The sequence below is a fragment of the Nonomuraea sp. NPDC050680 genome (genome assembly GCF_040654555.1).
Classification (GTDB): Bacteria; Actinomycetota; Actinomycetes; order Streptosporangiales; family Streptosporangiaceae; genus Nonomuraea.
Genome location: NZ_JBFAIF010000003.1, coordinates 278,489 through 303,900, shown reverse-complemented (window position 1 = coordinate 303,900; position 25,412 = coordinate 278,489). Strand labels below are relative to the sequence as shown.

24 protein-coding genes are annotated in these 25,412 nt (G+C 69.6%); 8 read left to right on the top strand and 16 right to left on the bottom strand.

Annotation, left to right across the window (positions count from 1 at the left end; translation table 11 throughout):
• Window positions 1-173 precede the first annotated feature (173 nt).
• Entirely contained in the window at window positions 174-1,028 is an 855-nt protein-coding gene (locus AB0H88_RS12555; RefSeq protein ID WP_357643634.1) for a hypothetical protein, read from the top strand.
• Between the two features lie 60 nt (window positions 1,029-1,088).
• On the opposite strand, the gene AB0H88_RS12550 is transcribed toward AB0H88_RS12555, so the two are convergent.
• From AB0H88_RS12550 to AB0H88_RS12540, 3 genes are read right to left on the bottom strand one after another with little or no spacing between them, the layout of a single operon-like run.
• A complete protein-coding gene (locus tag AB0H88_RS12550; RefSeq protein WP_357643632.1) occupies window positions 1,089-3,647 on the bottom strand; it encodes an FtsX-like permease family protein in 2,559 nt (852 codons plus the stop codon).
• Window positions 3,644-4,324, bottom strand: a complete 681-nt coding sequence (locus tag AB0H88_RS12545) for an ABC transporter ATP-binding protein (RefSeq protein ID WP_357643630.1) — start codon at window positions 4,322-4,324, stop codon at window positions 3,644-3,646. The genes AB0H88_RS12550 and AB0H88_RS12545 overlap by 4 nt, the downstream gene beginning before the upstream one ends.
• Window positions 4,321-4,833, bottom strand: a complete 513-nt coding sequence (locus tag AB0H88_RS12540; RefSeq protein ID WP_225292036.1) for a PadR family transcriptional regulator — start codon at window positions 4,831-4,833, stop codon at window positions 4,321-4,323. Before AB0H88_RS12540 ends, AB0H88_RS12545 begins: the two co-directional genes overlap by 4 nt.
• A gap of 88 nt (window positions 4,834-4,921) precedes the next feature.
• Between AB0H88_RS12540 and AB0H88_RS12535 the strand changes: the two genes are divergently transcribed.
• Both AB0H88_RS12535 and dacB read left to right on the top strand, forming a co-directional pair.
• On the top strand, window positions 4,922-5,470 hold the full coding sequence (locus tag AB0H88_RS12535; protein ID WP_357643628.1) for a DUF1707 and FHA domain-containing protein: 549 nt from the start codon (window positions 4,922-4,924) through the stop codon (window positions 5,468-5,470).
• A 142-nt stretch (window positions 5,471-5,612) separates the two neighbouring features.
• Window positions 5,613-7,157, top strand: coding sequence for a D-alanyl-D-alanine carboxypeptidase/D-alanyl-D-alanine-endopeptidase (gene dacB / locus AB0H88_RS12530; RefSeq protein ID WP_357643626.1), 1,545 nt, complete (start codon window positions 5,613-5,615; stop codon window positions 7,155-7,157).
• Window positions 7,158-7,616: 459 nt separating this feature from the next.
• Here the strand turns inward: dacB and AB0H88_RS12525 are convergent, their stop codons facing one another.
• Genes AB0H88_RS12525 through AB0H88_RS12510 form a run of 4 tightly spaced genes read right to left on the bottom strand, consistent with a single transcriptional unit; the run spans window position 7,617 to window position 10,940 of the window.
• Window positions 7,617-8,396, bottom strand: a complete 780-nt coding sequence (locus AB0H88_RS12525; RefSeq protein WP_357643624.1) for an ABC transporter permease subunit — start codon at window positions 8,394-8,396, stop codon at window positions 7,617-7,619.
• Window positions 8,396-9,151 carry an ABC transporter permease subunit gene (locus AB0H88_RS12520; protein WP_357643622.1) on the bottom strand — a complete coding sequence of 252 codons (756 nt, stop codon included), beginning with the start codon at window positions 9,149-9,151 and terminating at the stop codon, window positions 8,396-8,398. The genes AB0H88_RS12525 and AB0H88_RS12520 overlap by 1 nt, the downstream gene beginning before the upstream one ends.
• Entirely contained in the window at window positions 9,148-9,900 is a 753-nt protein-coding gene (locus AB0H88_RS12515) for an ABC transporter ATP-binding protein (RefSeq protein WP_357643620.1), read from the bottom strand. Before AB0H88_RS12515 ends, AB0H88_RS12520 begins: the two co-directional genes overlap by 4 nt.
• Window positions 9,897-10,940, bottom strand: coding sequence for an ABC transporter substrate-binding protein (locus AB0H88_RS12510; protein WP_357643618.1), 1,044 nt, complete (start codon window positions 10,938-10,940; stop codon window positions 9,897-9,899). The genes AB0H88_RS12515 and AB0H88_RS12510 overlap by 4 nt, the downstream gene beginning before the upstream one ends.
• Window positions 10,941-11,169: 229 nt before the next feature.
• Here AB0H88_RS12510 and AB0H88_RS12505 point away from each other — a divergent pair, with 229 nt between their 5' ends.
• On the top strand, window positions 11,170-12,351 hold the full coding sequence (locus AB0H88_RS12505) for an amidohydrolase family protein (protein ID WP_357643616.1): 1,182 nt from the start codon (window positions 11,170-11,172) through the stop codon (window positions 12,349-12,351).
• A gap of 65 nt (window positions 12,352-12,416) precedes the next feature.
• Here AB0H88_RS12505 and AB0H88_RS12500 read toward each other — a convergent pair whose 3' ends face one another.
• Window positions 12,417-13,559, bottom strand: a complete 1,143-nt coding sequence (locus AB0H88_RS12500) for a helix-turn-helix domain-containing protein (protein ID WP_357643614.1) — start codon at window positions 13,557-13,559, stop codon at window positions 12,417-12,419.
• Between the two features lie 88 nt (window positions 13,560-13,647).
• On the opposite strand from AB0H88_RS12500, the gene AB0H88_RS12495 reads away from it, so the two are divergent.
• Window positions 13,648-14,586: an adenosine deaminase gene (locus AB0H88_RS12495; RefSeq protein ID WP_357643612.1), complete on the top strand. Its 939-nt coding sequence runs from the start codon at window positions 13,648-13,650 to the stop codon at window positions 14,584-14,586.
• A 49-nt stretch (window positions 14,587-14,635) separates the two neighbouring features.
• Window positions 14,636-15,229, top strand: coding sequence for a class I SAM-dependent methyltransferase (locus AB0H88_RS12490; RefSeq protein ID WP_357643610.1), 594 nt, complete (start codon window positions 14,636-14,638; stop codon window positions 15,227-15,229).
• Window positions 15,230-15,234: 5 nt separating this feature from the next.
• On the opposite strand, the gene AB0H88_RS12485 is transcribed toward AB0H88_RS12490, so the two are convergent.
• Window positions 15,235-15,792 carry a peroxiredoxin-like family protein gene (locus AB0H88_RS12485; RefSeq protein ID WP_357643608.1) on the bottom strand — a complete coding sequence of 186 codons (558 nt, stop codon included), beginning with the start codon at window positions 15,790-15,792 and terminating at the stop codon, window positions 15,235-15,237.
• Between the two features lie 68 nt (window positions 15,793-15,860).
• Here AB0H88_RS12485 and AB0H88_RS12480 point away from each other — a divergent pair, with 68 nt between their 5' ends.
• On the top strand, window positions 15,861-16,481 hold the full coding sequence (locus AB0H88_RS12480; protein WP_357643606.1) for a TetR/AcrR family transcriptional regulator C-terminal domain-containing protein: 621 nt from the start codon (window positions 15,861-15,863) through the stop codon (window positions 16,479-16,481).
• Between the two features lie 68 nt (window positions 16,482-16,549).
• On the opposite strand, the gene AB0H88_RS12475 is transcribed toward AB0H88_RS12480, so the two are convergent.
• Window positions 16,550-17,737 carry a low temperature requirement protein A gene (locus AB0H88_RS12475; protein WP_357643604.1) on the bottom strand — a complete coding sequence of 396 codons (1,188 nt, stop codon included), beginning with the start codon at window positions 17,735-17,737 and terminating at the stop codon, window positions 16,550-16,552.
• Between the two features lie 129 nt (window positions 17,738-17,866).
• Between AB0H88_RS12475 and rbsD the strand changes: the two genes are divergently transcribed.
• Window positions 17,867-18,271: a D-ribose pyranase gene (gene rbsD, locus AB0H88_RS12470; RefSeq protein WP_357643602.1), complete on the top strand. Its 405-nt coding sequence runs from the start codon at window positions 17,867-17,869 to the stop codon at window positions 18,269-18,271.
• Between the two features lie 159 nt (window positions 18,272-18,430).
• Here the strand turns inward: rbsD and AB0H88_RS12465 are convergent, their stop codons facing one another.
• From AB0H88_RS12465 to AB0H88_RS12440, 6 genes are all read right to left on the bottom strand, one after another.
• Window positions 18,431-18,643, bottom strand: coding sequence for a hypothetical protein (locus tag AB0H88_RS12465; protein ID WP_357643600.1), 213 nt, complete (start codon window positions 18,641-18,643; stop codon window positions 18,431-18,433).
• Between the two features lie 181 nt (window positions 18,644-18,824).
• Window positions 18,825-19,046, bottom strand: a complete 222-nt coding sequence (locus AB0H88_RS12460; protein WP_357643598.1) for a hypothetical protein — start codon at window positions 19,044-19,046, stop codon at window positions 18,825-18,827.
• 146 nt (window positions 19,047-19,192) lie between these two features.
• Window positions 19,193-20,176, bottom strand: a complete 984-nt coding sequence (gene ilvC / locus AB0H88_RS12455; RefSeq protein WP_225292253.1) for a ketol-acid reductoisomerase — start codon at window positions 20,174-20,176, stop codon at window positions 19,193-19,195.
• 22 nt (window positions 20,177-20,198) lie between these two features.
• A complete protein-coding gene (gene ilvN / locus AB0H88_RS12450; protein WP_357643596.1) occupies window positions 20,199-20,723 on the bottom strand; it encodes an acetolactate synthase small subunit in 525 nt (174 codons plus the stop codon).
• Window positions 20,716-22,455 (bottom strand): acetolactate synthase large subunit, encoded by a 1,740-nt coding sequence (locus AB0H88_RS12445; protein ID WP_357643594.1) that lies wholly within the window; start codon window positions 22,453-22,455, stop codon window positions 20,716-20,718. The genes ilvN and AB0H88_RS12445 overlap by 8 nt, the downstream gene beginning before the upstream one ends.
• A 200-nt stretch (window positions 22,456-22,655) precedes the next feature.
• On the bottom strand, window positions 22,656-25,289 hold the full coding sequence (locus AB0H88_RS12440) for a GGDEF domain-containing protein (protein WP_357643592.1): 2,634 nt from the start codon (window positions 25,287-25,289) through the stop codon (window positions 22,656-22,658).
• Window positions 25,290-25,412: the final 123 nt, after the last annotated feature.

Genomic DNA, 25,412 nt, shown 5'->3' with positions numbered 1-25,412 from the left:
CCGAGTCTATCCGCGCTTGTGAATGTGTTCACGAGTGACCCAGGATCTGAGACGGCTGCCGCCATACCCCGCGTCCCGCAAACTCATCCAGACTGCTCCCATCTTTGTCTTGATCGGGGGATTTCTTGGCTATTAGCCTGATAAGCCGTGACCGACTACCTATGGTTCGTCATATGAGCATCGGGAATCCTGCGCTTGCCGACGTGCTCGCCCAGCATGGCAATCCACATCGCCTGCTGGCGGCGCTCGCTGATGGTGGGGTTCTGGTGGCAGTGCGACCAGACCGTTCAGTCGTCCTGGGCACGACCCAGGCCGGCGACAGAGTGCTGCTCGGATACACGGGCGCGGCTACGTACGCCCGGCACCGCGGCAGTCACTCCCTCTCCGCCTGCGATCCGGACACGATCCTCGACATCCAGCGCGTCACGGGTGTGCGGGAGATCGTGATCGACGCGGCGGGACCCGCGGCGGCGGCCGTGCCCATCGAGGACCTGCAGCGCTTCCTCGCTTCGACGCGTTCGGGGCCTCATCCGGTGCTGTCGGGAGCCGTCCCCGCCGCGTACGCGACGGGCGCGATGGCCACCGTGTCGCGGGGGGCCGCGCTCGCGCAGGTGGCGCCGCGCTCGGCGGACGCCCCCTCGATGCCGTGGATCCCGGCGCCGCGACCGCACCTGTCAGGGCCCATGCAGCAGGTCGATCCCGGCTACCGGCGGTGCACGCACCCGATCCTGCCCGCCCTGCGGCTGGCGATCGGGAACCTGCTCATGGACTACCCGCTCGTGCACCACGTCTGGATCTCCGAGGCACGCACCGCCTCGGGGGCGCCGGGGATCATGCTGCACGTGAAGGTGCACATGTCGGCCGCCGAGGACGTGGTCCGCGACCTGCACCGCGGGGCCCGCGCCCGGCTGCCGCAGTTCGCGGCGAGCGGGGCACCCATCCTGATGGCCCGGGTGGCGGACTCGCGCAGCGAGCAACGGATGATCGAGATCGGTGCCCACGTGGTCTGCGCCGACGTGATCGACTAGCCACGCGCATGACCGCGGCCCGCATCGAGCGGACCGCGGTCACGAGCACGCGGGTACGGCTTACGCCAGGCGGCGGGTCAGCTCCAGCCGCGTCCTGGTGAACGCCCAGGCCACCAGCCCCGCCAGCAGCGGCAGGCCCACCGCGAACGCGGCGAGGAACAGCCAGGGGATGGAGATCGTCGTCGGCCCGGGAGTGAACCAGCTCGCCCCCTGGATCCCGTTATGGCGGCTCATCGGCCACGACAGCGCGATCCCGCCCACGATCCCGGCCACGACGCCGACCAGCCCGCCCAGCCCGGCGATGTAACCCGCCTGACCGGCCACCACCAGCCGCCGGACGCGCGGTGGCGCGCCGACCGCCGACATGGTGTTCAGGTCGTGGCGCATGTCGGCCGCGGCGAGCCCGGTGGCCGCGAACGTGCCGCCGAGCACCAGCACCATGGCCGCGCCCAGCAGGATCCAGAACATCTGCGTGAACGCGCCTTCCCTGGGGTTCTCGACATAGAGGTCGACCTGGTCCCCGACCGCCGCGAGGTGCTGCCTCAGGCGGTTCTGATCCGCCGGCTGGTGCATGGCGTACAGCCGCCGCTCCTTCACCTGCAGTCCGACGGACCGCAGCACGGCCGGTGGAACGACCCCGCCGCCGACCCGCGGATCGGCGGCGCTCGCCAGCACGGCGGGAACCCTCTTGTCGTCGATCGCACCCCCGTCGTCCATGGTGTTGACCTTCAGGGTGGCCAGGCCGTCCTTGATCAGCACCGGGTCGAACACCACGATCTTGCCCGCGGCCAGGGCCGCGGCGGCCTGCGGATCCTGACGTCCCTGGATGAACGCGAGCAACCGCGCGTCGCCAACCGGAAGCTCACCTCCGTAAACGGAGTTCCCGCACCGCCCACCACAGTTGCGGGCGAGGTCGATCCACGCCTTATGGCCCTTGGAATCCACCGGACTCGAAGCCGGAAGCAGCTGGGTCTTCGGCAGCTCGCGCTCGGCCACCGCCCGCAGCTTGACCCAGCCGCTATCGTCCATCTCCTGGGCTTCGATCTTGAGGCTGCCCGTCGGGGCGTAGGGATGGTAGGCCGCGTTGTAGGCCGCGTCGGAGCTGGCGAGCCCGACGCCGAACGCGACCGCCGCCGTGGTGGCCGCCATGACGGCGGCCGTCGCGGAGGCCGTACGGGATCGGTGTCGCGAGGCGTCGCGGACCGACAGGCGCAGCGGGAGCGGCAGCCGGGCGGCGAACCGGCTCGTCCGGCGCACCAGCCACGGCATCAACGCGACCAGCCCCAGCACGACCAGCCCAAAGGCCGCGACGATCGACAACTCCTGGCCGCGCGTGCTCAGCTTGACCAGAGCCAGCCAGACGAGGGCCAGTCCGGCCACCACCAGCAGCAGACCGAGCACCGGACGACCCGCACGGTCGCGGAGCTCGCCTTCACGGCCCGCCAGCACCTGGGCAGGGCTCTGCCGCGCGGCCTGCACGGCGGGCACCAGGGCGGCGATCAGCCCGCTGACCACGCCGAGCACGGCAACGCCCGCGACATTCGCCCATGGCACCTCGAACGGGCCGAGCGACCCGAACAGCCGTCCGGCCAACGGCACCGCCGCAAAAGCGCCGCCGATGCCGAGAACCGTCCCGGCCAACGCCGCCGCGCCGCCGAGCACCAGCCCGTCGGCGAGCACGATGGCCCGCAGATGCGCTCCCGAGCCGCCCTGCGCCGCGATCACGGCCAGCTCCCGGCGCCGCCGCCGCAGTCCCACGGCGAACGCGGGCCCGGCCAACAGCACCGTTTCCATGACGATGAAGACGACGGCGAGCGCGGTCGCGATCAGCTCGTCTCCGTTCGGGGCGACTTGGGAGACCCCGGCGGGCGGATTCTCGACAACGATTCTCGACTGGACCTGCAGCCCGTGGGCGTTCAGCGCCTCCACCCCCGACCAGCCGAACGGCGCGGCGGTGTCGGCGAGCCAGCCGGTGCCGTTGCCGTCGTTCTTGTCCGCCAAAAGCGCACCTTGGAGTCCGACGAACTCCGGCACACCCGGCCGGTACGGAAACTCGACCACGCCGACCACACGCACCCGCTTGTTCGTCCGGATCACCGCGACTGTGTCGCCGACCTTGACTCCCTGCTCCAAGACCGCGGGTGTCACCACGGCCTCGCCAGGAGCGGCCGGGAGCCTGCCCTCCGTCAGGCGCCGCATTCCCCGCGTCATCGGGTCCCGCAGGTCCACCTCACTGGCGTTCGCCGTCTGGTAGCCGTCCGTGCCCGCGAACAGCACAGTGCCCTTGTCAGACGGGATGAGCCTGCCCTCGACCAGCTCGGCCACCCTTGCGGTCGTCCACGGCGGAGCCTTGGACGGCTCACTCGCGCCAGACCAGCCCCTGCCCGAGACTTCCTGCTTGATCCAGCTCTGGCCCGTCGTGGAGATCCGCGCGTCCGCGCTGCCCAGCTCGGCGGTCAGTCCCTCCCGCATGTCCACGTTGATCGTGGCGTATGCCGTGAGCACGCCGGTGATGAGCAGCACCGGCAGGCCGATCATCACCATGATCAGCGCCGTACGTCCCTTGAACCGCAGCGCGTCCCTGCGGGAGATGCGCAGGGCGGCGGTGAAGGCGCTCATCGGGCGCTCTCCAGAGGTACGGCCGTCGAGTCGGCGATCTCCCCGTCACGCAGGAACACCACGCGGTCGGCCCACCCGGCGTAGCGGGGCTCGTGGGTGACCAGCAGCACCGCCGCGCCCGCGTCGCAGCGCTCGCGCAGCAGCCGCAGGATCTCGTCGCCGCTCGCCGTGTCGAGCGCCCCCGTGGGCTCGTCGGCCAGCACCAGGCGCCGCTCGCCGACCAGCGCCCTGGCGATCGACACGCGCTGCCGCTGCCCGCCGGACAGCTCCCCGGGAAAGCGGTCGGCGACCTGGTCCACCCCCACCGACGCCAGTACGGCCAGCGCCTCCTCACGGGCCTGCCGGGAGCGGACGCCGTCGAGTTCCCTCGGCAGCATCACGTTCTCGGCGGCCGTGAGGGACGGGATCAGGTTCAGATCCTGGAAGACGTACCCGACGCTGCCGCGCCGCAGCGCCGCCAGGTCCTTCACGCCGGCCAGGTCCGTGCCCTCGATCGTCACGCTGCCCGAGGTCGGCCGGTCGAGGCCGCCCGCTAAGTTGAGCAGGGTCGACTTGCCGGAGCCCGACGGGCCCATGACGGCGACCAGTTCGCCGCCGGAGACCTCGAGGCTCACCCCTTTGAGCGCGTGCACCTGACCGTGCACGCGCGTCACCTCGTCCAGTCTCAGCACACTCATGTGTTCTTCTCCTTGAGTACGGCCTCGCAGTGGTCCAGCCAGCGCTGTTCCGCCTCGGCCTGAAAGATCAATGAATCGAGGACGAGCCGCTGCGCGAGCCCATCCGTGTTCGCCCGTTTCGCCTTGGTCAGCTCCAGCAGCGCCCGCATGGTGGCGGTGCGCTGGGCCAGGATCACCGCTGACACGTCGACGTCCCCGGCGGCGACGGCCATGGCGAGCTTGATGACCAGTTCGTCCCGGGGCCGGTCGGTCTGGTCGACGGGGGTGCTGAACCATCGCTCCAGTTCGGCCCGACCGGCCTCGGTGACCGTGTAGACGGCCCTCCCCTGTTCGTCGGCCCCTCCGGGCTCGACGAGGCCGTCACGTTCCATCCGGGCGAGCGTCGTGTAGACCTGGCCGATGTTGAGCGGCCAGGTCGCCCCCGTCGACGCCTCGAATTCCACCCGGAGCTGGTAGCCGTAACGCGGCCCCCTGCTCAGTAACGCGAGCAGTCCGTGTCTGATCGACATGGATACTGAGTATGCATACTGAGTATGTTCAAGGCAACTGATTCGCATATTCTGGACAGGGAACGCCGTTCAGGCCGATACTCAGGGCATGAGCTCGACGCATCCACCGTTCCGCGCGTCCGACGGGGAACGCGATCGCGCGATCGACGAGCTCCGCGACCGCGCCGTCGAAGGCCGGATCTCCCACGACACCTTCGTCGGCCGGGTGGATCAGGCGCTGCGGGCGCGCAACCGCCACGAGCTCGACGACCTGGTCGCCGACCTGCCCCGCCGCCGGACGTTCCGCCAGCGGGTGACCGACGCGGTGTCGAACGTCTCCGACTTCACCACCCGCCTCCAGGCGGCCTGGCGCCGGCCGCGCCTGCCCAGGCTGGCCCTGCCCGACGATCACCGCGTGCGCTACGTGGTCGGTCGCGGATCGGCCTGCGACCTGGTGCTGGCCGATCTGACGGTCTCGCGGGTGCACGCCGAGCTGCGGCGCGAGGACGACGGCGGATGGATGCTGGTCGACCTGGGCTCGCTCAACGGCACGCGGCTGAACGGCTGGCGGCTGGTCGGACCCGCCAAGATCAAGTCGGGCGACGAGGTCTCCTTCGGCGACTGCGGCTTCATGGTGAGCGCCGGCCAGCTCTCCTGAGTGCTTTCCTGAGTACGGGGCCGCCCTCGTGACGGCGTACCCGCCGTACGACTGACCCGAAAAATACGGATATTTGCGGATTACAGGCTGCGTGCGCTGCCGCATGATCCCAGGCGAGACCCCAGTCCTCATTGGAGACCCCATGCGGCGTACCTCAGCATCCCTCGTCGCGGGCGCGCTCGTCGCGGCCCTCGCGTGGGCGTCCAGCCCCTCCTCCCCCGCCGTCGCGCTCGAACCCTCGGCGGGCGTCGCCGACCTGACCCAGGACATCAACCAGATACTCGCCGACTCGCGGCTCACGGTCGGGCGGGCCGGCGTGGTCGTCAAGAGCGTGGCCAACGGCGACGAGCTGTACGCCACCGACGCCGGCAAGCTGATGATCCCGGCCTCCAACACCAAGCTGTTCACCTCCGCCGCCGCCGTCGACACGCTCGGCCTGGACTACCGCTTCCCCACCACCGTGCTGAGCGGCGGGCGCAAGCTCGGCTCCGTGCTGAGCGGCGACCTGGTCCTGCGCGGCACCGGCGACCCGACGATGCTGGCCGAGGACTACGACACGCTGGCCGCCAAGGTCGCCGCCTCGGGCGTCAAGCTGGTCGCGGGCAAGCTGGTCGCCGACGACACGTGGTTCGACTCCGTACGGCTCGGCAACGACTGGACCTGGGACGACGAGACGGCCTACTACGCGGCGCAGATCTCCGCGCTGACCGCCTCTCCGGACCGGGACTACGACGCCGGTTCGGTGATCGTCTCCGTGGCGGCCGCCGGCAACGAGGTCAAGGTGTCGACCACGCCCGAGACCGACTACCTGAAGATCGTCAACAAGGCCACCGTGGGCGCCACGACCGACGTGCTCATCGAACGGCAGCACTCCACGAACACCGTGGTCATCACCGGCACCGTGGCCGACCCGTACCAGGAGTGGGTGGCCGTGGACGACCCCACCCGCTATGTGGCGTCGCTGTTCCGCAAGTCCCTGGCCAAGCACGGCGTCCGCGTGGCGGGCCCGACCGTCACCGGCGCGGCCCCGTCCGGCGCCACCACGCTGGCCGAGCACCAGTCGATGCCGCTGAGCGAGCTGCTGGTGCCCTTCCTCAAGCTCAGCAACAACATCCACGCCGAGATCCTGACCAAGGCGATGGGCCGCAAGGTCTCCGGCCAGGGCACCTGGGCGGCCGGGCTCAAGGTGAGCACCGACTTCGCCAAGGCCAACGGCGTACAGGTGCTCAACATGCGGGACGGCTCCGGTCTCTCGCGCCGCGACGGCTTCGCCCCGGGCTCGATCGTCCAGCTGCTGACCGCCGTACGCGCCAAGCCGTGGTTCAAGACCTGGTACGACGCGCTGCCCATCGCGGGCAACGCCGACCGGTTCACCGGTGGCACGCTGCGCAGCCGGATGCGCAACACCGCCGCTGCCAACAACGTGCACGCCAAGACCGGGTCGCTGACCGGCGTCACGTCGCTGTCGGGCTACGTGAACAGCGCCGAGGGCGAGCCGCTGGTGTTCTCCATCATGCTCAACCAGTTCCTGTCGGGCTCGCCGAAGGACATCGAGGACAAGATCGCCATCCGGCTGGCCCAGTTCTCGCGGACCGCGCCGGTGGATGCCGTTTCGCGGCTCCGCGCGCCGGATGACAGTGCGACCGGCGACCTCGAGTGCTCCTGGCTCAAGCCCGCCGCGTGCTGATGCCCCCCGCGTGCTGATGCCCGCCGCGCGCTGACGCCTTTCGCTGCGGCTGGCAGCTCCCACCCATCCGTCTCGACTCCCACCCCTGGCCGTGCGGCTTTTCGCCGCACGGCCCTATTTTTTCGCACAAGACGCGCAAGGGGCAGAGAAGGTTTACCGAGGTCGATGAGGCAATGGTTACGATTGGGCCACCTGGTACTCCAGATATAGCTGGGTTTTTCATGACATAGCCATTGCGGGCACACCAGAATGCGGGAACGACGCAGTATTTAGCAGCACTAGACCGCAGAACCCCACCCAGCCAGGGAGCGTCGGGCCTCCACCAGGCGCGCCACCGCGCCGGTTCCCACCGCAACGCCACGGCGCTCCCATCCGGCGGGCCCGGTCGCGCCTCCCCCCGCACAGCGGACCGCGACCGGGCCCGCACCCTTATCCGCCGCCCCTGACTCGCGGGAGCAGTCAGTCGCGGTTGTCCGAGAAGCGGGCCAGGACCAGGGACTCGACGACGCCCACGACCGCGTACGCCAGGATCGACACGGCGGTGACCACCACGATGTCCGCCCACACCTCGTCATACCGGAACCCGCCGATGGCCCGCAGGATCCCGGCGCCGATCCCCTGCCCAGTCGCCAGCCACTCGGCGATGAGCGCGCCGATGATCGAGGCGGGCACGGAGATCCGCGCGGAGGCGAACACCGAGGGCATCGCCGTCGGCACGGCCACCTTGCGCAGCACGGTCAGCCGCCCGCCCCCGTACGCCATGATCAGGTCGGTGGCCTGCGGTGAGGCGGAGCGCAGCCCGAAGGCGACGTTGACCAGGGCGGGGAAGAACACCACGATGCCGACGATGACCGCGACGCCGACGAGCTCGCGGCCGAAGACGAGCGTGATCAGCGGCGTCATCACCACGAGCGGCACCGAGCGCAGCAGCATCGCGACCGGCATGAACGTCTGCTCGACGGTCCTGAACAGCACGAACGCCATGGCCACGACGACCGCCGCGACCATCCCGGTGACGAAGCCGATGGCCGCGTCCCTGATCGTGATGCCCAGAGCGGCGAAGACCGCCTCGCGATGGGCCGGGGACGAGCCGAACAGGTACTCCCAGACCTGGGGAGGACGCTTGCCCACCAGCGGGCTGATGCCGAACGCCTCCAGGGACAGCCACCAGAGCGCCACCACGATGACCACGGAGGGCAGCAGCGGGCCGACGACGCGCAACACGATGCGGCCGATCATCAGGAGGACCTCACTCTGCCGTACGACCAGGGTGTCACCACGCGGGCGACCAGCGCGACGATCGCGTAGCCGAGGCCCGCGACCAGGCCGGCCACCAGCGCCAGCCCCCACGTGCGGGGGACCTGGAACTGCTGCTGGGAGATCATCAGGGAGACGCCGAGGCCCTGGTCGTTGCTGCCGAGGTACTCGCCGATGATCGCGCCGAGCAGTGCGCCGGGGGCCGAGATCTTCAGCCCGGCGAACGTGCTCGGCAGCGCCGCGATGACCTGGACGTGTCGCAGCTTGGCCAGGCGGCCGCCGCCGTACACCGCGATGAGGTCGAGGCTGGTCCGGTCGGCGGAGCGCAGGCCGAGCAGCGCGCCGATGAGCGTGGTGAAGAAGACGGAGACGGCCGCCAGGAACACCACGGCGGCCTCACCGCCGAAGACGACCAGGACGATCGGGCCGATGGCCAGCAGCGGGATGCAGTAGCTGATCACCGCGAGCTGGGTGGCCACCGCCTCCAGGCGCGGGACGAGCAGGACGAGCAGCGCCACCCCGATGGCCAGGCCGTTGCCCCAGAGGAAGCCCTGGAGCGCGGCGCTGACGGTGGCCGTCGTGTTGGGGCCGTAGAAGCCCCAGCCGTCGTGGACCATCCCGGCCAGGACCGCCCACGGCGTCGGGACCGCGCCGCCGTCCGCGAAGACCGTCACGGCGAGCAGCCACCACAGGGCGATCAGGACGACGACGCCGAGCAGGCCGTGGATCCGCTTCACGAGCCGTGCCCGAAGAGCAGGTCGCTGAGGTGGTCGTGGATGGCGTGGAACTCCGGTGTACGCATCATCTCGGGCACCCGGGGGCGCGGCAGGTCGATCGGGACCACCTCTTCGATCCGGCCGGGACGCGGGCTCATGACGGCCACCACGTCCGACAGGAAGATCGCCTCGCCGATGCCGTGGGTGACCATCAGCGTGGTGGCGGGCTTCTCAGTCCAGATGCGCAGAAGTTCCAGGTTGAGCCGCTGGCGGGTCATGTCGTCCAGCGCGCCGAACGGCTCGTCGAGCAGCAGCACGCTGGGCTTGACCACCAGCGCGCGGGCGATCGACACGCGCTGCCGCATGCCGCCCGACAGTTCGGCGGGCCGCGCCTTCTCGAAGCCCTGCAGGCCGACCAGCTTGATCAGGTCGTCGATCACGCCGGGCTCCGGCTTGATCCCCGCCACCTCCAGCGGCAGCCGGATGTTGGCCGCGACGCTGCGCCAGGCCAGCAGCGCCGAGTCCTGGAAGGCGATGCCGAGGTGGTGGCTCCTGCGGAGCTCCTCGGGGGTCTCGCCGTTCACCCGGATCTCGCCGGTGGTGGGTTTTTCGAGCCCGGCCAGGATGCGCAGCACGGTGGACTTGCCGCAGCCCGAGGGGCCGAGCAGGGACAGGAAGGAGCCCTTCGGCGTCTCCAGGTCGACGTGCTCGACCGCGGTCAGCCCGCTGCCGAACGTCTTGCTCAGCCCCTTGATGCCGATCCCGGTCATGAGAGCTTGAGGCTCGCGTCGGCCTTGTAGATCTCCTCCAGGATCGACAGGTCGAAGAGGTTCTCGGCCTTGACGGTCAGCCCGGCCTTGGCGAGGGAGGCGATGTTCTGCTCGATCAGCTCGGAGGTCATCGTGAACAGGCCGTTGGCCTTGGCGTCGGGGGTGACGACGAGTTCGTTCTGCATCTTGGCCTCCTCGGTCTGCTCGGCGACGTCGAGGTTCTGGTCCTTGCCGTACGTCTTCGCGGCCAGCTCGGCCGCCTTGGCCGGGTCCGCGACGGCGTCCCTCCAGCCCTTGATCTCGGCCGTGAGGAACGCCTTGAGCTTGTCGCGTTCCTTGTCGATCGTCTCCTGCGTCACCGTGAACGTCTCGGCGACCAGCGGCAGCCCGTGGTCGGCGAACAGCATGTGCGCCGCGTCCACGCCCTGCATCTTCAGCCGCACCGGGCCGCTGGTGACGAAGCCGACATAGCCATCGAGCTGGCCGGAGGTCAGCATCGACGGGTCGGACTGGAACGGCACCCGCGTCACGCTCGACGGGTCGATGCCGTTGGACTTGAGCAGCGCGTTCCAGACCAGCTCGTTGGAGTCCTGGACGCCGATCTTCTTACCGGCCAGGTCCTTGGGGTCCTTGATCGGGTTCTTGCCGAGGGAGACGATGGCGAAGGGGTTCTTCTGGAAGGTCGCGCCCACGATCTTGAGCGGCGCGCCCTGGAGCACGGCGGGCGCGGTGATCGTCGGCGTCGACAGGCCGATCCAGCAGCGGCCGGTGGTCAGGCCCGACTCGACCGAGGTGCCGGAGCCGCCGCCCGACAGCAGCTCCACCTGCGAGAACCCGGCGGCCTTGTAGTAGCCCTTGCTGTCGGCGAAGTACTCGCCGGCGAACTCGACGTTCTTCTTCCAGGAGAGCTGGATCTTGACCGCGCCGAACCCGCTTCCGCTCGCGCCGGACGTCCCGCTGTCGCCACATGCGGCCAGGCCGAGCGCCAGTCCGGCCATTCCCGTCGTCCGCAGGAACGCGCGACGGTCGAGGGTAGCCATAATTCTCCTTGGAAGAGCGGTGAACCTGCAGGTCAGGAAGCTATACACCGATTATTACCATCGTGTGACGAAAAATCGGGACATCGTATGGGCTCGCATGGGCTCCAGTGCCCGGATGGGGAAAAGCCCAGTACCGGCGCTTCTGGCCCTGTAGGTCCCTACGAGAGCGCTCGGTGAGGTCCGTAGATCCCTCCAGCGGCGGAGGGCGTCAGGTAGCGTCTTCGCTGACATGAAACTGGACGGAATCCCCCTTTGGGACGGCACCGAATTCCGCGGACCGGTCGAGCTGAGCTGGGAACCGGACCGGATCGGCGACGTGCGGCCCGCCACCCAGCGGTATGACGACCTGTGCGTGCTCCCCGGCCTGGTCGACACACACGTGCACCTGATCGGCTACGCCGGTGCAGGCCCGATGCCCGACTTCGCCACCTGGCCGCTCGTCACGACCCGCGACGAGCAGGTGCTGCACGGTGTCGCCCACGCCCAGCGGGCCATGCGCCACGGCGTGACGACCCTGCGCGACCTGGCCGGCGACGAGGCGCAGATCGCGCTGCGCCGGGCCTTCGACGCGGGCGTGCTGCCCGGCCCGCGCGTCCAGGTCCACGGCGTGGTCGGCATGACCGCCGGGCACAACGACCTGTTCGTGCCGCCCGCGATCCCGCAGCGCAAGCCCACCGCCGACGGGCCCGACGAATGCCGCAAGCTGGTACGCACCTGGGCCCGCGCCGGAATGGACGGCATCAAGCTCACCACCAGCGGCGGCGTGCTGTCGATCGGCGACAAGAACGGCTGGCGCAACTACACGCGCGAGGAGATCAGCGCCGTCGTCGACGAGGCGCACGCGCTCGGCATGCTGGTGGCCTCCCACGCCCACTCCGAGGAGGGCATCCGCGTCGCCGTCGAGGAGCGCGTCGACTCGATCGAGCACGGCACGCTGCTGAGTAGAGACCTCGCCGAGGTGCTCGCGGCCCGCCGCACGCCCGTCGCACCGACCCTGCTGATCAACGAGGCCATCGCCGAAGGCCGGGTCCCGGTCACCGCGGAGTCGATGGCCAAGGCCGCCGAGCTCGTGGCCACGCGCAACGTGCTGCTCGCCGAGGCGGCGCGGCTGGGTGTCCGCTTCGTCCTGGGCACCGATGCCAACGGGCACCACGTCCAGTTCGGCGACCAGCTCGCCGAGGTGGTCCACATGACCGAGATCCTGGGCATGTCCGCTTCGGAGGCACTGCGCGCGGCCACCTCGGACGCCGCCGACTCGATCGGCCTGCCGGTGGGCCGGATCGAGCCCGGCCTCGGGGCCGACTTCATCGTGCTGCGCGGGCGCCCATGGGAGCGGATCACGGACCTGGCCGTGGCGAACATCGTCGCCGTGGTCTCACGAGGACGTCTCGTCGCGGGCGAGCTGCCCTGACCCTTCGGATGGCTGAGCAGCGGGCGAGCTACCCTGACCCTTCGGATGGCTGAGCAGCGGGCGAGCTACCCTGACCCTTCGGACGGCTGAGCTGACCTGAGGGCCAGATACAGGTCCGTACGGTCGCGCATCGACGACATCCGCCGCCCGGTCAGCTCCTCGATCCGCTGCATGCGGTAGCGCAACGTGTTGACGTGCACATACAGCTCGTCGGCCGTCCGCTGCCAGGAGCCGCACGTCTCCAGGAAGACGTCGAGCGTGCGCAGCAGCTCGGAGCCGTGCCGCGCGTCGTAGTCGATGATCGGCCCGAGCAGGTGCTCCCTGAACGAGCGCCGCACGCTCACGGGCAGCTGGGCCAGCAGGAGTTCGTGGCTGTCCACGTCGGCGACCGACATGACCGACACCGGCCCCTCGCCGTAGCGGGCCGACTCCATGCCCCGCCGCGCCGTCTCCAGCGCCTCGCCGAGCTGCGACACGCTGGCGGTCGCGTCGCTGATCCCGGCCGCCACGCGCATCCCCGGCCGGTTGGTCACCAGCGCGCGCAACTCCTCGGTCAGCGCCTGGCGCGACACCTTGCCGTTGACCAGCACGATCCCCTCGTCGGACCGCCCGCCGACGACCAGCTGGCGCCCTCTCCTGGCCAGCGCGTACATGATCGCGGGCACGTCGTCGTCGTTCGACCCGCCCGTCCTGGCCACCACCATGGCCGTGGTCGGCAGCCCCGGATCGGCCCCGAGCAACCGCAGGTGGGCCGACACCTCACCGGGCGCGATCCGCTGCGTGCCCAGGAGGTCGAGCAGCGTCTGCGCCCGGGCCCGCTCGTCCCGGCGCCGCTCGGCCGCGAACGCCTCCTCGATCACCACCTCGGTGATCGCGCCGAACGACTGGTCGGGCGCGGCCAGGAGCAGCGGCAACCGGCGGCGTTCGCACGCCTTGACCAGCGCTTCCGGCAGCTCCCCCAGCACGACCAGCCCGACGATCAACCCGGCGGCGTCGCTCGTCCACAGCGCGTCGGCGAACGTCTCGCAGTCGGACGGCTGGGTGTACCAGACACCGCTGGTCAGGACGAGGTCACCGGGGCGCAGGTAGCGCCGCGGGTCGGGCAGATCCGTCGGATAGGCTCGCCCCACCTCCCTGCCGAGCCCGTCATGTCCGGTGACCGGCACGAGGCTCAGGTCATCGCGCGCCACCAGATCCGCCAGCCTCATGAATCTGATGTTATGCCAGGTCATTGGGCGAGAGTTCGGAGGTTCGCACGATACCGTGGCCGGTGTCCTGTCAGGTTTACTCGATCACATGCGTCCCAAAGCGGAACTCCACCTGCACATCGAAGGCACCCTCGAACCCGAGCTCGTCGTCGAGCTGGCCAGGCGCAACGGGATCGACCTGCCGACCTTCGACGCGGAGGCCATCAGGGCGCGCTACGACTTCGCCGATCTCCAGTCGTTCCTGGACATCTACTACGAGAATATGGCGGTCCTCCGCACCGACCGGGACTTCTACGACCTCGCCACCGCCTACCTGGGGCGGGCCCAGGCGCAGGGCGTACGGCATGCCGAGATCTTCTTCGACCCGCAGGCGCATCTGATCAGGGGCGTGTCGCTGGAGGCGGTGTTCGGCGGGCTGTCGGCCGCCCTCAAGGACAGCGACGTCTCAGCGGCCCTGATCATGTGCTTCCTGCGTGACCGGGGGGCCGAGGAGGCCGAGCAGGTCTTGCGGGCCGCGTTGCCGTACCGGGACCACTTCATCGGCGTCGGGCTGGACTCGGCGGAGGTCGGTCATCCGCCCGCGCTGTTTCGCCGGGTGTTCGACATGGCGGCCGCGGAGGGCCTGCGCCGGGTCGCGCACGCCGGCGAGGAGGGCGGCCCCGACTACGTCTGGGAGGCCCTGGACGTGCTCAAGGTGGAGCGGGTGGACCACGGCATCCGCGCCATGGAGGACCCCTCGCTGGTCGCCCGCCTGCGGGAGGAGCGGATCCCCCTGACGGTGTGCCCGCTGTCGAACGTCCGGCTGCGCACGGTAACGTCGCTGCGAGACCACATCCTGCCCGCGATGCTGGACGAGGGCCTGATGGTGACGGTCAACTCCGATGATCCGGCGTACTTCGGCGGTTATGTCGAGGACAACTACCGGGCGCTGCGGGACGAGCTGGGCATGACGGAGACGCAGCTGGACCAGATCGCCCGCAACTCCTTCGAGGCGTCGTTCATCGAGGTTCCGTCAGCCGGTCACTAAGGCAAGCTGGTGATCCACGAGGGCCTCGCGTCAGACGGAAGGAGATCAGGTGAACACATCCTTGGCCAGCTACCTCGACAGCCTCTACCAGCTGGGCCGCGACCATGACGCGCCCCTGGCCGACCGCCTGCTGCGGCTGCGCAACATGACCCCGGGCGCGGCGGGGCTCGTCGCGCTGCTGATCCGTGTCCAGGGGAGCCGGCGGGTGCTGGAGATCGGTACGTCCAACGGCTATTCGGCGATCTGGTTCGGCGACGCCGTACGGGACACCGGCGGACACCTGGAGACGGTGGAGATCGACGCCTCACGGGTCGCCCAGGCGCGGGCCAACATCGCGGCGGCCGAGGTGGCCGACCACGTGACCGTGATCCACGCTGATGGCGGGGAGGTGCTGGCGGCCAGCCCGGACGGGTCGGTCGACCTGGTGGTGCTCGACGCGGAACGGCCCGCGTACGTGGGTTACTGGCCGCAGTTGCAGCGGGTGCTCAGTCCTCGGGGTGTCGTCGCGGTGGACAACGCGCTCAGCCATCAGGAGCAGGTGGCGGCCTTTCGTGACCTGGTGACAGCGGACGGGCGATTCGCCGTACAGCTGCATGAGGTCGGCGACGGGGTGCTCACGGTGGTGCGGCTGCAGCAGTCTTGACCGCGCTACTTCTGGGCCGGTCTCGGCGCATGGGCCGCCAGGTCGAGGATCTCGTCGACGGACCACTGGTCGTAGGCGTGCTCACCGTACTTGGCGGCGAGCACCTGGCCGTCCCGCCCGATCAGGAAATCGGCGGGCAGGCCCAACCGGCCGCCGTGCGGCTTGGCCGCAGGGGCGCGTTCGCGACCCCGCAGGACCCCCCACGTGGTCACGGCGACCACGCGCAGGAGCGTCCCCCACACGCGCGGGTCGAGCAGCGAGCGGGCCGCCGACTCCACGCCGAATTCGACGTACAGCAGCTTGTCCGGGTCGGCGATCACCGGGAACGGCAGTCCGGGCGTGTGCTCGGCCAGCTCTTCCGCGGTTGAGTGGAAGACCACGACCTCGCGGACGCCCGCCGCCTCGATCTCGTCGTGCCTGCGTGTGATGGACCGCAGGTGCAGGTTGCAGACCGGGCACCCGGCGAACCGCCGGAACTGCAGGTGCACCAGACGCTCCGGGTCAGGGATGGCGACCACCTGACCGGACACCGCGCTCAGCTCTCTGGCATCGACGACACGCATGTGAACCCCCTATAGGCGTACGGCATACGCTTACGATGATAGGCGTATGCCGTACGCTGTCAACTGTCATGCCGCGACCCCGTTCACTCACTCCTGAGCAGCTGGCCACGGCCGCGCTCGCCGTCATCGACCGCGACGGACTCGCCGGGCTGTCGATGCGCGCGGTCGCGCAGGAGATCGGCATGAGCACCATGGGCCTCTACCGCTACGTCGACGACCGCGGCGAGCTCGAACAACTCGTCATCGACCGCGTCCTCGACACCGTCGACCCCGTGCCGCCCGACCAGGACCGGCCCTGGCACGAGCGGATCGAGATCATGGTCGAGCGGCTGCGCGGCGTCGTGGGCTCCCACCCGTGGCTCGTGCCGCTGATCATCGCCCATCGGCACCGGTCGGTGGCCATATTGCGCTGGTCAGAGCCGTTGGCCGCCATCCTCGCCGAGGCCGGGCTGGACGGAGGCGAGCGGGTGATCGCACTGCGCTCCCTGCTCGCGTACGTGGTGGGGGCGATCCAGCTCGAACAGCTCGGACCGCTGGCCGGAGCCGGCACCCAGGTCATCGCGGACCGGGCCGAGCTCCCCTACCTGTCCGAGACCGCCAGGCACGCCCACGACGTCACCACGGACGAGGAGTTCCGCGGCGGGCTCGCCCTCCTGCTGCGCGGCATAGGCGGCGGGGACATGCGCTAAAGCTGGGGCGCGGACACGCGCCAAGACTGCGGCACGGACATCCGCTGAGGCGGGGGCACGGACATGCGTCAAGGCGGGGGCGCGGGAAGCGACCGGCGTCCCTCGCGCGCGAGTGTCGTCACGAGCAGGAGCACGAGCACCGCGGCGATGACGGTGAGCCCCGCGGCCACCCCCACGGCGGGCGCGGCGAACACGGTGAGCACCATGAGCACCGCCGCCACGCCGATCGCCTGCGGCCGCACGACGGTCCTGCCCACCAGAGGGGCATGCAGCACCCACAGCAGGACGAGCATGACAACGACCGGAATGACGACCGAGGCCACCACGGCCTGCGCACCCGCCGCGATGTGGTGCTCCCCCTCCCCCGCCGACGCCACCGCGACCTCGAGACCCGCACCGAGCGCGGCAAGCGCCGCGAATATCAAATAGTGCCCATATCCCCAGATGAAGGACTGTTCCCGTCGCTCCTCAAGCCCGTCACCGGCGGGCTCGGAGAAGTAGATCCACCACAGCGCGAAAAGGATGACCAGACCGGCCATCGCGATGACGACGAGGCTGACGCTCAGCCCGTGGGCGACCGCTCCCTGCACCGCGTTCGTCGCCGCGAGGACGCTCTCGCCGAGCAGGATGATGGTGAACAGCCCGTAGCGCTCGGCGATGTGGTGCGGGTGCCAGCTCGTCGAGCCCGTACGCTCCGCGATCGGCGGCACCGAGAGGTCGAGGAGCGCGCACGCGATGAACAACCAGACCGGCCCGCCCCCCGGCAGCGCGAGCTTGGACACCCAGAGCACCTGAACGAACGAGATGCCGATCGCGTAGCGCAGAGCCGTCGCCCGCCCCTCGGGGTGCGCGACCGCCGCGCGCAGCCACAGGCTGACGAGCCCGACGCGCATGACGAGGTAGCCGATCGTCACGATGGTGAAGTCACCCTCGACCGCCGCGGGCACACCGGCCGCGAGCACCAGCACGCCGGCCATCTGCAGGAGCGTCATGACGCGGTACGGCACGTCGTCGGTGTCGTACGCGGAGGCGAACCAGGTGAAGTTCATCCACGCCCACCAGATGGCGAAGAAGACCATGAGGAAGGGCCCGACGGCTTCGAGGCCGTGCCCCTGCTCGGTGGCGTGGGCGAGCCGGCCCACGATCTGGGACACCGCCGCGACGAAGGTGAGATCGAAGAGCAGTTCGAGCGGGCTCGAGACCCGATGCGGCTCTCCCAGATCGCGAGCGGCCATGCGGGTCCGGAGCGGCGACATGTGCCTACCCTATGGGCGCATAGGGCCCGACCTGGACACTCGCCCTCACCACCGAGCTGACAACGGTTTCAAAAGAGCCCCGACCGGCAACACGGCCCCAGGAAGGCTCATCCCTGAAGGAGTTTCCCTATGAGACGCAACAGCGGAACGCTCAACGCCCAGCTCGCTCGGGTGATCTCCGAGATCGGCCACACCGACCGGCTCGTCGTCACCGACGCGGGCCTGCCCATCCCACCGGGGGTGGAGCGGGTCGACCTCGCCATCAGAGAGAACCTGCCGCGCTTTCTGGACGTCCTCGACGCCGTCCTGGACGAGGTGCAGGTGGAGGGCGTCCTGCTGGCCGAGGAGATCAGGCAGCACAGTCCCGCGCTGCTGGAGGAGATCCAGGAGCGGCTCGCGCGGCTGAACATCCCCCTGCGGTTCGTCCCGCACACCGAGTTCAAGCAGGCCACCGCCTCGGCGCGCGCGGTCGTCCGCTCCGGCGAGTTCACCCCGTACGCCAACATCCTGCTCACTGCGGGCGTCGTGTTCTGACGCGGGTGGTCGCGGAGTGAGCCCGCAGCCGTTCTCTGAGCCTGGGGCCTCCCGGCACACACGGCGGGATCGCACCGCCAAGAGGGCCATGCGATCCCGCCGCAAGCATGCCACGCCGACGACCGCCGGCCCCCGGCGAGCCGGGGACCAGCAGCGGGGCTACTTGAGCCAGAGGACCCAGGCGCCGGGTATTTCGGTGCACTTGTACGCGTTGAAGTTCTCACGCACATACTGCTGGCCTGCGTCGACACACTTCTTCTTGGTGGGGAACTGCCCGTAGGACACCCAGTCGGCCGCCTGAGCGGGCAGGCCGAGTCCGAGGACTGCCAGGACCGCGATTCCCGCGCCCGCTACCGCTGTCCGTACACGCATTCTTGACTCCCTTTCACCACTGGGGCAATGCACGAAGATCATCCCAGGGGTGAGCGGGCCGGGTGAGCGGCAAGACATATCAAGTGATCTAGTCACTCTCGGCATATCTCGCCCTTGCGGAAAGCCTCTCGCTCATGACAGAAAGGAAGGTCCGGCCCAGAGAGGTGGACCGGCGGTTGCGTTAGATCGTGGCCCAGAGCGCCCAGAACGGGCTGTCCCAAATGCAGTCCCAGTATTCGCCGTCCCCGGAGTATTTGCGGCCCGCCTTCTCGCACTCCTTGAGGGTCTTGTGGGTGCTCATGATGTGGGCCTTCTTGGTCGTGGCCGCATCCGCGCTCGCGGACACGCTGGTGCCGAGTGTCGCCACCATCGCCAGAGCGGCCGCTGGGACCACGACACTCATGATCTTTCTCCGCATTGAAGAACCTGCCTTCGCTCGGTTACGCGAAAAGCGTCGCAGCGACGGCTTCCGTAATTCTTCTCTGTCACTTCCGGCGAAGCAGGCCGAGCCCGTGGCGCGAAGCGCCACGGGCTCGGAAAGCGAGCTTGTCAGGCCTTGAGCCAGCTCATCATCGGGCGCAGCTTGGCGCCGGTCTTCTCGATCGGGTTCTCGGCCAGCTCCTCGCGGTGCCGCGTGAACTCCTTCTGGCCGCCGTCGAACTCCTCCACCAGCTGCCGGGCGAACGTCCCGTCCTGGATCTCGCCCAGGATCCGGCGCATCTCCGCGCGGGTCTCGTCGGTGATGACGCGCGGGCCACGGGTGTAGCCGCCGTACTCCGCCGTGTCCGACACCGACCAGTACATCTTCGAGATGCCGCCCTCGTACATGAGGTCGACGATGAGCTTCATCTCGTGCAGGCACTCGAAGTAGGCGACCTCGGGCTGGTAGCCGGCCTCGATCAGCGTCTCGAACCCGGCCTTGATCAGCTCCGACACGCCGCCGCACAGCACGGCCTGCTCACCGAACAGGTCGGTCTCGGTCTCCTCGGTGAACGTGGTGCGCAGCGCCCCGGCCCGGGTGCCACCGATGCCCTTGGCGTACGACAGCGCCAGGTCCAGCGCCTTGCCCGAGGCGTCCTTCTCCACCGCCACGAGCACCGGCACGCCGCGCCCGGCCTCGAACTGACGCCGCACCAGGTGACCCGGACCCTTCGGCGCCACCATGCACACATCGACGCCCTCGGGAGCCTCGATGAGGCCGTAGCGGATGTTCAGGCCGTGGCCGAAGAACAGCGCGTCGCCCTCGACCAGGTTCGGCGCGACGTGGTCGGCGTACAGGTGGCGCTGGATGTGGTCCGGCGCCAGGATCATCGTCAGGTTCGCCTCCTCCACCGCCTCCGAAGGCGTCAGGACGCGCAGGCCGTCGTTCTCGGCCTTCTCCCGGCTCTTGGAGCCCTCAGGCAGGCCGACGCGCACGTCGACACCCGAGTCACGCAGGGAGAGCGCGTGGGCGTGGCCCTGGCTGCCGTACCCCAGCACGGCCACGTGACGCCCCTGGATGATCGAGAGGTCGGCCTGGTCGTCGTAGTAAATCTCGGTCACTTGCATAAACCTTTCAGGCGGTACGGTCCAGTGCCCTGAGGGACCGGTCGGTGATGGAACGGGCGCCGCGGCCGATGGCCACCATGCCCGATTGGACGAGCTCCTTGATCCCGAACGGTTCGAGCACCTTGACGAAGGCCTCGAGCTTGTCCGGAGTGCCGGTGACCTCGATGGTCACGGCGTCGGCCGCCACGTCGATGCAGCGGGCACGGAAGAGCTGGACGAGCTCCAGCACATGCGAGCGGCTGTCGGCGTCGGCCTTGACCTTGACCAGCATGAGCTCGCGCTGCACGGACTGGGTCGGGTCGAGCTCGACGATCTTGAGGACGTTCACCAGCTTGTTGAGCTGCTTGGTGACCTGTTCGAGCGGGAGTTCCTCGACGCTGACGACGATGGTCATGCGCGAGATGTCGTTGTGCTCGGTCTGCCCGACCGCGAGCGAGTCGATGTTGAAGCCCCGCCTGCTGAACAGCGCGGACACGCGGGCGAGAACACCCGGCTTGTTCTCGACAAGCACAGAGATCGTGTGCCTACTCATCTTCGTTCTCCCACGTCGGCGCCATGTCCCGGGCGATCTTGATGTCGTCGTTGCTCGTGCCCGCCGCGACCATCGGCCAGACCATCGCGTCCTGGTGGACCACGAAGTCGACCACGACGGGCACGTCGTTGATCTCCATGGCCTTCTTGATGGTCGCGTCGACGTCTTCTGGGCGCTCGCATCGCAGGCCGACACAACCATAGGCCTCCGCGAGTTTGACGAAGTCGGGGATCCGGCGCGTCGTCTGGAGGTCGCTGTTGGAGTAGCGCTGGTCGTAGAAGAGCGTCTGCCACTGGCGGATCATGCCCAGGTTACCGTTGTTGATGATCGCGACCTTGATCGGCACCCCCTCCAGGGTGCAGGTGGCGAGCTCCTGGTTGGTCATCTGGAAGCAGCCGTCGCCGTCGATGGCCCACACGGTGCTGTCCGGCTGCCCCATCTTGGCGCCCATCGCGGCCGGCACGGCGAAGCCCATCGTGCCGAGGCCGCCGGAGTTGATGAACGTGCCCGGGTTCTCGTAGTCGATGAACTGCGAGGCCCACATCTGGTGCTGCCCCACGCCCGCCACGAAGTAGGTGTCCGGCCCGGCGATGGCGCTGAGCCGTTCCATGACGTACTGGGGGGCCAGCGACCCGTCCTCGAACTCGTCGTAGCCGAGAGGGTAGGTCTCCTTCATGTCGTTGAGCAGCTTCCACCAGTCGGCGTAGTCGCCCTGCAGCCCGGCGGCCTCGACGGCGGCGAGCAGGTCGGTGATGACCTCCTTGCAGTCGCCCACGATCGGCACGTCGGCGTGACGGTTCTTGGAGATCTCCGCCGGGTCGATGTCGGCGTGGACGACCTTCGCGTGCGGCGCGAACGTCGAAAGCTGACCGGTCACCCGGTCGTCGAAGCGCACGCCCAGGCCGATGAGCAGGTCGGCCTTCTGCAGCGCCCCGACGGCCGTGACGCTGCCGTGCATGCCCGGCATGCCCATGTGCTGGGGATGACTGTCGGGGAACGTCCCGCGCGCCATCAGCGTGGTGACGACCGGGATGTTGGCGAGCTCGGCCAGCCGGAGCAACTCGGGCGCGGCGCCCGCCTTGTGCACACCGCCGCCGACGTAGAGCACCGGGCGCTTGGCCTCGGCGATCAGCTTCGCGGCCTCGCGGATCTGCTTGGAGTGCGGGCGGGTCACCGGGCGGTAGCCGGGCAGCTGCATGGTCGGCGGCCAGCTGAAGGTGGCGTCGGCCTGCAAGGCGTCCTTGGAGATGTCGACCAGCACCGGACCGGGACGGCCCGTGGAGGCGATGTGGAAGGCCTCCACGATCGTGCGGGGGATGTCATGCGGATCGGTGACCAGGAAGTTGTGCTTGGTGATCGGCATGGTGATGCCGGAGATGTCGGCTTCCTGGAAGGCGTCCGTACCGATCGCCCCGCTGGCCACCTGGCCGGTGATCGCCACGATCGGCACCGAGTCCATGTAGGCGTCGGCGATGGGCGTGACCAGGTTCGTCGCACCCGGGCCGCTGGTCGCCATGCAGACCCCGACCTTGCCCGTGGCCTGCGCGTATCCCTCGGCCGCGTGGCCCGCGCCCTGCTCGTGCCGTACGAGCACGTGCCGGACCTTGGTCGAGTCGTACAGGGGATCGTAGGCGGGCAGGATGGCGCCGCCGGGGATCCCGAACACAGTGTCGACTCCCACGTGCTCCAGCGCCCTGACCAGGGCCTGTGCACCTGTCATCCGTTCGGTCATCGGCTCGTTCCTTGCGTGGCTACACCTTAAGGACATAAAAAATGCCCCATCCACCGGAGGTGGTACTGGGGCGGCGCGCAGGCGGTAGTGCTTCGCTATCGGCCCGCGCGCCGGCGAAGTACTACGAGAATCTCACTGCGAAGCATGGCCATACCATAGCCCCACCGGAGGGCCTGATGCCAACTTCATGGACACATGTCTCAAACAGTGAGACTGGTCCGCATCAGCGAGTCCACTCCGCGAGCCGCCATCGGGCGTGCCACCAGGAAACCCTGACCCCTGGTGCAGCCCATTTCCCGCAGGAGTTCGAGCTGCTCGGGACGTTCGATGCCCTCGGCCACCACGATGAGGCCCAGGTCATGGCCGAGCCGGACGATCGTGCGGGTGAGCAGGGTCAGGGTCTCGTCCCGGCCCAACCCGGACACGAACGACGGGTCGATCTTGATCATGTCGACCGGGAGCTGCCGGAGGAAGGCCAGCGAGGCGTAGCCGGTGCCGAAGTCGTCGATGGCCAGCCGTACGCCCAGGGCGCGCAGCTCGGACAGCCGCTTGACCGTCTCCTCGGCGTCCTCGACGAGCATCTCCTCGATCACCTCAAGGGTGAGGGCGGAGGCGGGCAGCCCGCTCTCGGCGAGCGCCTCCTCGACCGTCTCGACGAAGCGCGGCGCGGTGATCTGGCGGGCCGACAGATTGAGCGACAGCCCGATGTCCCAGGAGGAGGCCCGCCAGGCGGCCACCTCACGACATGCCTCGTGCAGGATCCACTCGCCCAGCGGCACGATCAGGCCGGTGTCCTCGGCCGGGCCCAGGAACTGGTCCGGTGGGACGAACTCCGAGCCGCGCCACCACCGCACCAGCGCCTCCACCGCGGTCACCCGGGAGGTGGCCAGGTCGACGACCGGCTGGTATTCGATGGCGAACTGGTGCTCGATCAGCGCCCGCTGCAGGTCGGCCGCCAGCTCCAGCCTGCGCACCACGTCGGCGTGCATCTGCGCGGCGAACACCTCCACCCGGCGCCCGCCCAGCTCCTTGGCCCTGGCCATGGCCACGTCGGCGTTGCGGATGAGATCGCCGGAGGGCATGTCGTCCTCGGCGAAGGCCACACCCACGCTCGCGGTCAGCGCCACGTCGCGGTCGGCCACCCGGAACGGCTCCTGCGAGACCGCCCTGACCAACCGCTCGGCCAGATCGACCGCCAGTTGCGCCTCGCCGCCGGTCTCCAGCAGCACCGCGAACTCGTCGCCGCCCCACCGGGCGAGCGTGTCGTCGGGGCGTACGGCCCCGCGCAGCCGGCGCGCGGCCTGCCCGAGCAGGTAGTCGCCGCTGGCATGGCCCACGGAGTCGTTGACCGAGGTGAACCCGTCGAGATCGAGGAAGATGACCGCCACGTGGCCGGACATCCGGCCGGACAGCACCTCGCGCGTGCGCTCCTCGAAGTAGGAGCGGTTGGGCAGCCCGGTGACGCCGTCGTGGAAGGTCAGGTGGGCGACCTGGTTGCGCAGGGCCTCCTCGTCGCTCACGTCCCGGGTGGTCACCAGCAACTGGTCCTCGCCGCCCACGTGGCGGGTGGCGACGGACTCGGTGGGCCGCCATGTGCCGTCGGCCGCGCGCACCCGGCAGGCGATCAGGCAGGCGCCGGACGTGGCGCCCTCGTCGTCGAGGCCCATCGCGCTCAGCGCGGCCTGGATGCCGGGGACGTCTTCGGGGTGGATGTAGTCGAAGATCGACCCGCCGACGAGATCCTCGGGGCGGTAGCCGTACGTCACCTGCATCCCGGCGCCGATCTCGTACATGAGGCCGTCGTAGTCGCAGATGAACACCACGTCGCCGGTGCTCTCGGCCAGCTCCCTGAGCTGCCGGTCGCCGAGCGAGACCTTCCTGCGCAGCCGGATGTTGGCGGCCGCGAGCACGAACAGCCGGACGAGCAGGAGCAGGACCACCGAGGCGATGAGCACGACGACGCCGGTGACCGGTGTCTGCGGCTGGCCGCCCACCAGGTGCACGAGCAGCGTGCAGGTCGCGACGGCGACCAGCGCCATCGGCACCGTCGCGATCAGGTTGCCGATGCCGCTGCCGCTCGCGCGGGCCTGCGGCTCGGCGGGGCGCGGCCCCCAGGGCACGGCGGCCAGGAGCAGGAACGCCACGGGCGCGATCATGATGCTCCACGTCGGCGGCACACCGCCGGTGAGGCGCGCGGTCGCGGCCGCCACCCCGGCGACCGAGGTGGTGGCGAGCACGCCGGTGCCCGCGAGCCCGAGCGGCCAGGCCGCGGTCCTACTGGTGATCACGGAGGGGACCACGGCGCAGGTCACCAGCAGCGCGATCATCGGCGGCAGCATGGCGAAGGTGAACATCGCCGGGTCGGCGGCCTCCGCGTAGACCTGCCGCAGCGCCACCACCCAGGCGATCACGAAGAGCGAGGCGGCGCACAGGTAGGCGCCGGTGACGTGGCGCAGCACCACGGTGGCGGGCAGCCTGCGCCGGGCCGCGATGAGAACGCCGCCCGCGGTGAGCACCACGCCGAGCAGCACGAGCAGATCCGCGAAACTCACCGCGACGCTGGAGGTGTCGGCGATCGGACGCACTCCGACTCCGGCGGCCCAGACGATGGCGCCGCTGCCCATCCAGCGGGCTCCCATCGCGGTCGAGCGGTGCTCGTCCAGCTTGACCGAGGCGACGAGCAGGGAGACCGCGGCGAACAGCGCCGCGAGAAGTCCGGCGATCGCGCCGGTGAGCAGAGCCGGGCCGCCCGCAAGGAGCGCAGCCGCGAACCCCGCCACACCGAGCGCCGCCGCGGCGATCAGCGGTGCCCGTGGATCACGCCAGCGGATCACAGTCGTTAGCCCATCCCGTCTCGAACACTGTCCAGTGATCGCCGAAGTCCGGTCGATCACATCGCCAGTGTGTGCGTTTGCGGGTGTGCGGGTGGTGACAACGGCGATGTCGTCACCGATCTG

Bases quoted from the DNA above. Each gene is read 5' to 3' on its own strand.
- AB0H88_RS12465 (WP_357643600.1), bottom strand. From the start codon at position 18,643: ATGCGTGTACGGACAGCGGTAGCGGGCGCGGGAATCGCGGTCCTGGCA.
- AB0H88_RS12550 (WP_357643632.1), bottom strand. From the start codon at position 3,647: ATGAGCGCCTTCACCGCCGCCCTGCGCATCTCCCGCAGGGACGCGCTG.
- AB0H88_RS12540 (WP_225292036.1), bottom strand. From the start codon at position 4,833: ATGTCGATCAGACACGGACTGCTCGCGTTACTGAGCAGGGGGCCGCGT.
- dacB (WP_357643626.1), top strand. From the start codon at position 5,613: ATGCGGCGTACCTCAGCATCCCTCGTCGCGGGCGCGCTCGTCGCGGCC.
- AB0H88_RS12445 (WP_357643594.1), bottom strand. From the start codon at position 22,455: ATGACCGAACGGATGACAGGTGCACAGGCCCTGGTCAGGGCGCTGGAG.
- AB0H88_RS12525 (WP_357643624.1), bottom strand. From the start codon at position 8,396: ATGATCGGCCGCATCGTGTTGCGCGTCGTCGGCCCGCTGCTGCCCTCC.
- AB0H88_RS12460 (WP_357643598.1), bottom strand. From the start codon at position 19,046: ATGAGTGTCGTGGTCCCAGCGGCCGCTCTGGCGATGGTGGCGACACTC.
- rbsD (WP_357643602.1), top strand. From the start codon at position 17,867: ATGAGACGCAACAGCGGAACGCTCAACGCCCAGCTCGCTCGGGTGATC.
- AB0H88_RS12535 (WP_357643628.1), top strand. From the start codon at position 4,922: ATGAGCTCGACGCATCCACCGTTCCGCGCGTCCGACGGGGAACGCGAT.
- AB0H88_RS12500 (WP_357643614.1), bottom strand. From the start codon at position 13,559: ATGAGGCTGGCGGATCTGGTGGCGCGCGATGACCTGAGCCTCGTGCCG.
- AB0H88_RS12475 (WP_357643604.1), bottom strand. From the start codon at position 17,737: ATGTCGCCGCTCCGGACCCGCATGGCCGCTCGCGATCTGGGAGAGCCG.
- AB0H88_RS12485 (WP_357643608.1), bottom strand. From the start codon at position 15,792: ATGCGTGTCGTCGATGCCAGAGAGCTGAGCGCGGTGTCCGGTCAGGTG.
- AB0H88_RS12515 (WP_357643620.1), bottom strand. From the start codon at position 9,900: ATGACCGGGATCGGCATCAAGGGGCTGAGCAAGACGTTCGGCAGCGGG.
- ilvN (WP_357643596.1), bottom strand. From the start codon at position 20,723: ATGAGTAGGCACACGATCTCTGTGCTTGTCGAGAACAAGCCGGGTGTT.
- AB0H88_RS12505 (WP_357643616.1), top strand. From the start codon at position 11,170: ATGAAACTGGACGGAATCCCCCTTTGGGACGGCACCGAATTCCGCGGA.
- AB0H88_RS12545 (WP_357643630.1), bottom strand. From the start codon at position 4,324: ATGAGTGTGCTGAGACTGGACGAGGTGACGCGCGTGCACGGTCAGGTG.
- AB0H88_RS12510 (WP_357643618.1), bottom strand. From the start codon at position 10,940: ATGGCTACCCTCGACCGTCGCGCGTTCCTGCGGACGACGGGAATGGCC.
- AB0H88_RS12495 (WP_357643612.1), top strand. From the start codon at position 13,648: ATGCGTCCCAAAGCGGAACTCCACCTGCACATCGAAGGCACCCTCGAA.
- AB0H88_RS12480 (WP_357643606.1), top strand. From the start codon at position 15,861: ATGCCGCGACCCCGTTCACTCACTCCTGAGCAGCTGGCCACGGCCGCG.
- AB0H88_RS12555 (WP_357643634.1), top strand. From the start codon at position 174: ATGAGCATCGGGAATCCTGCGCTTGCCGACGTGCTCGCCCAGCATGGC.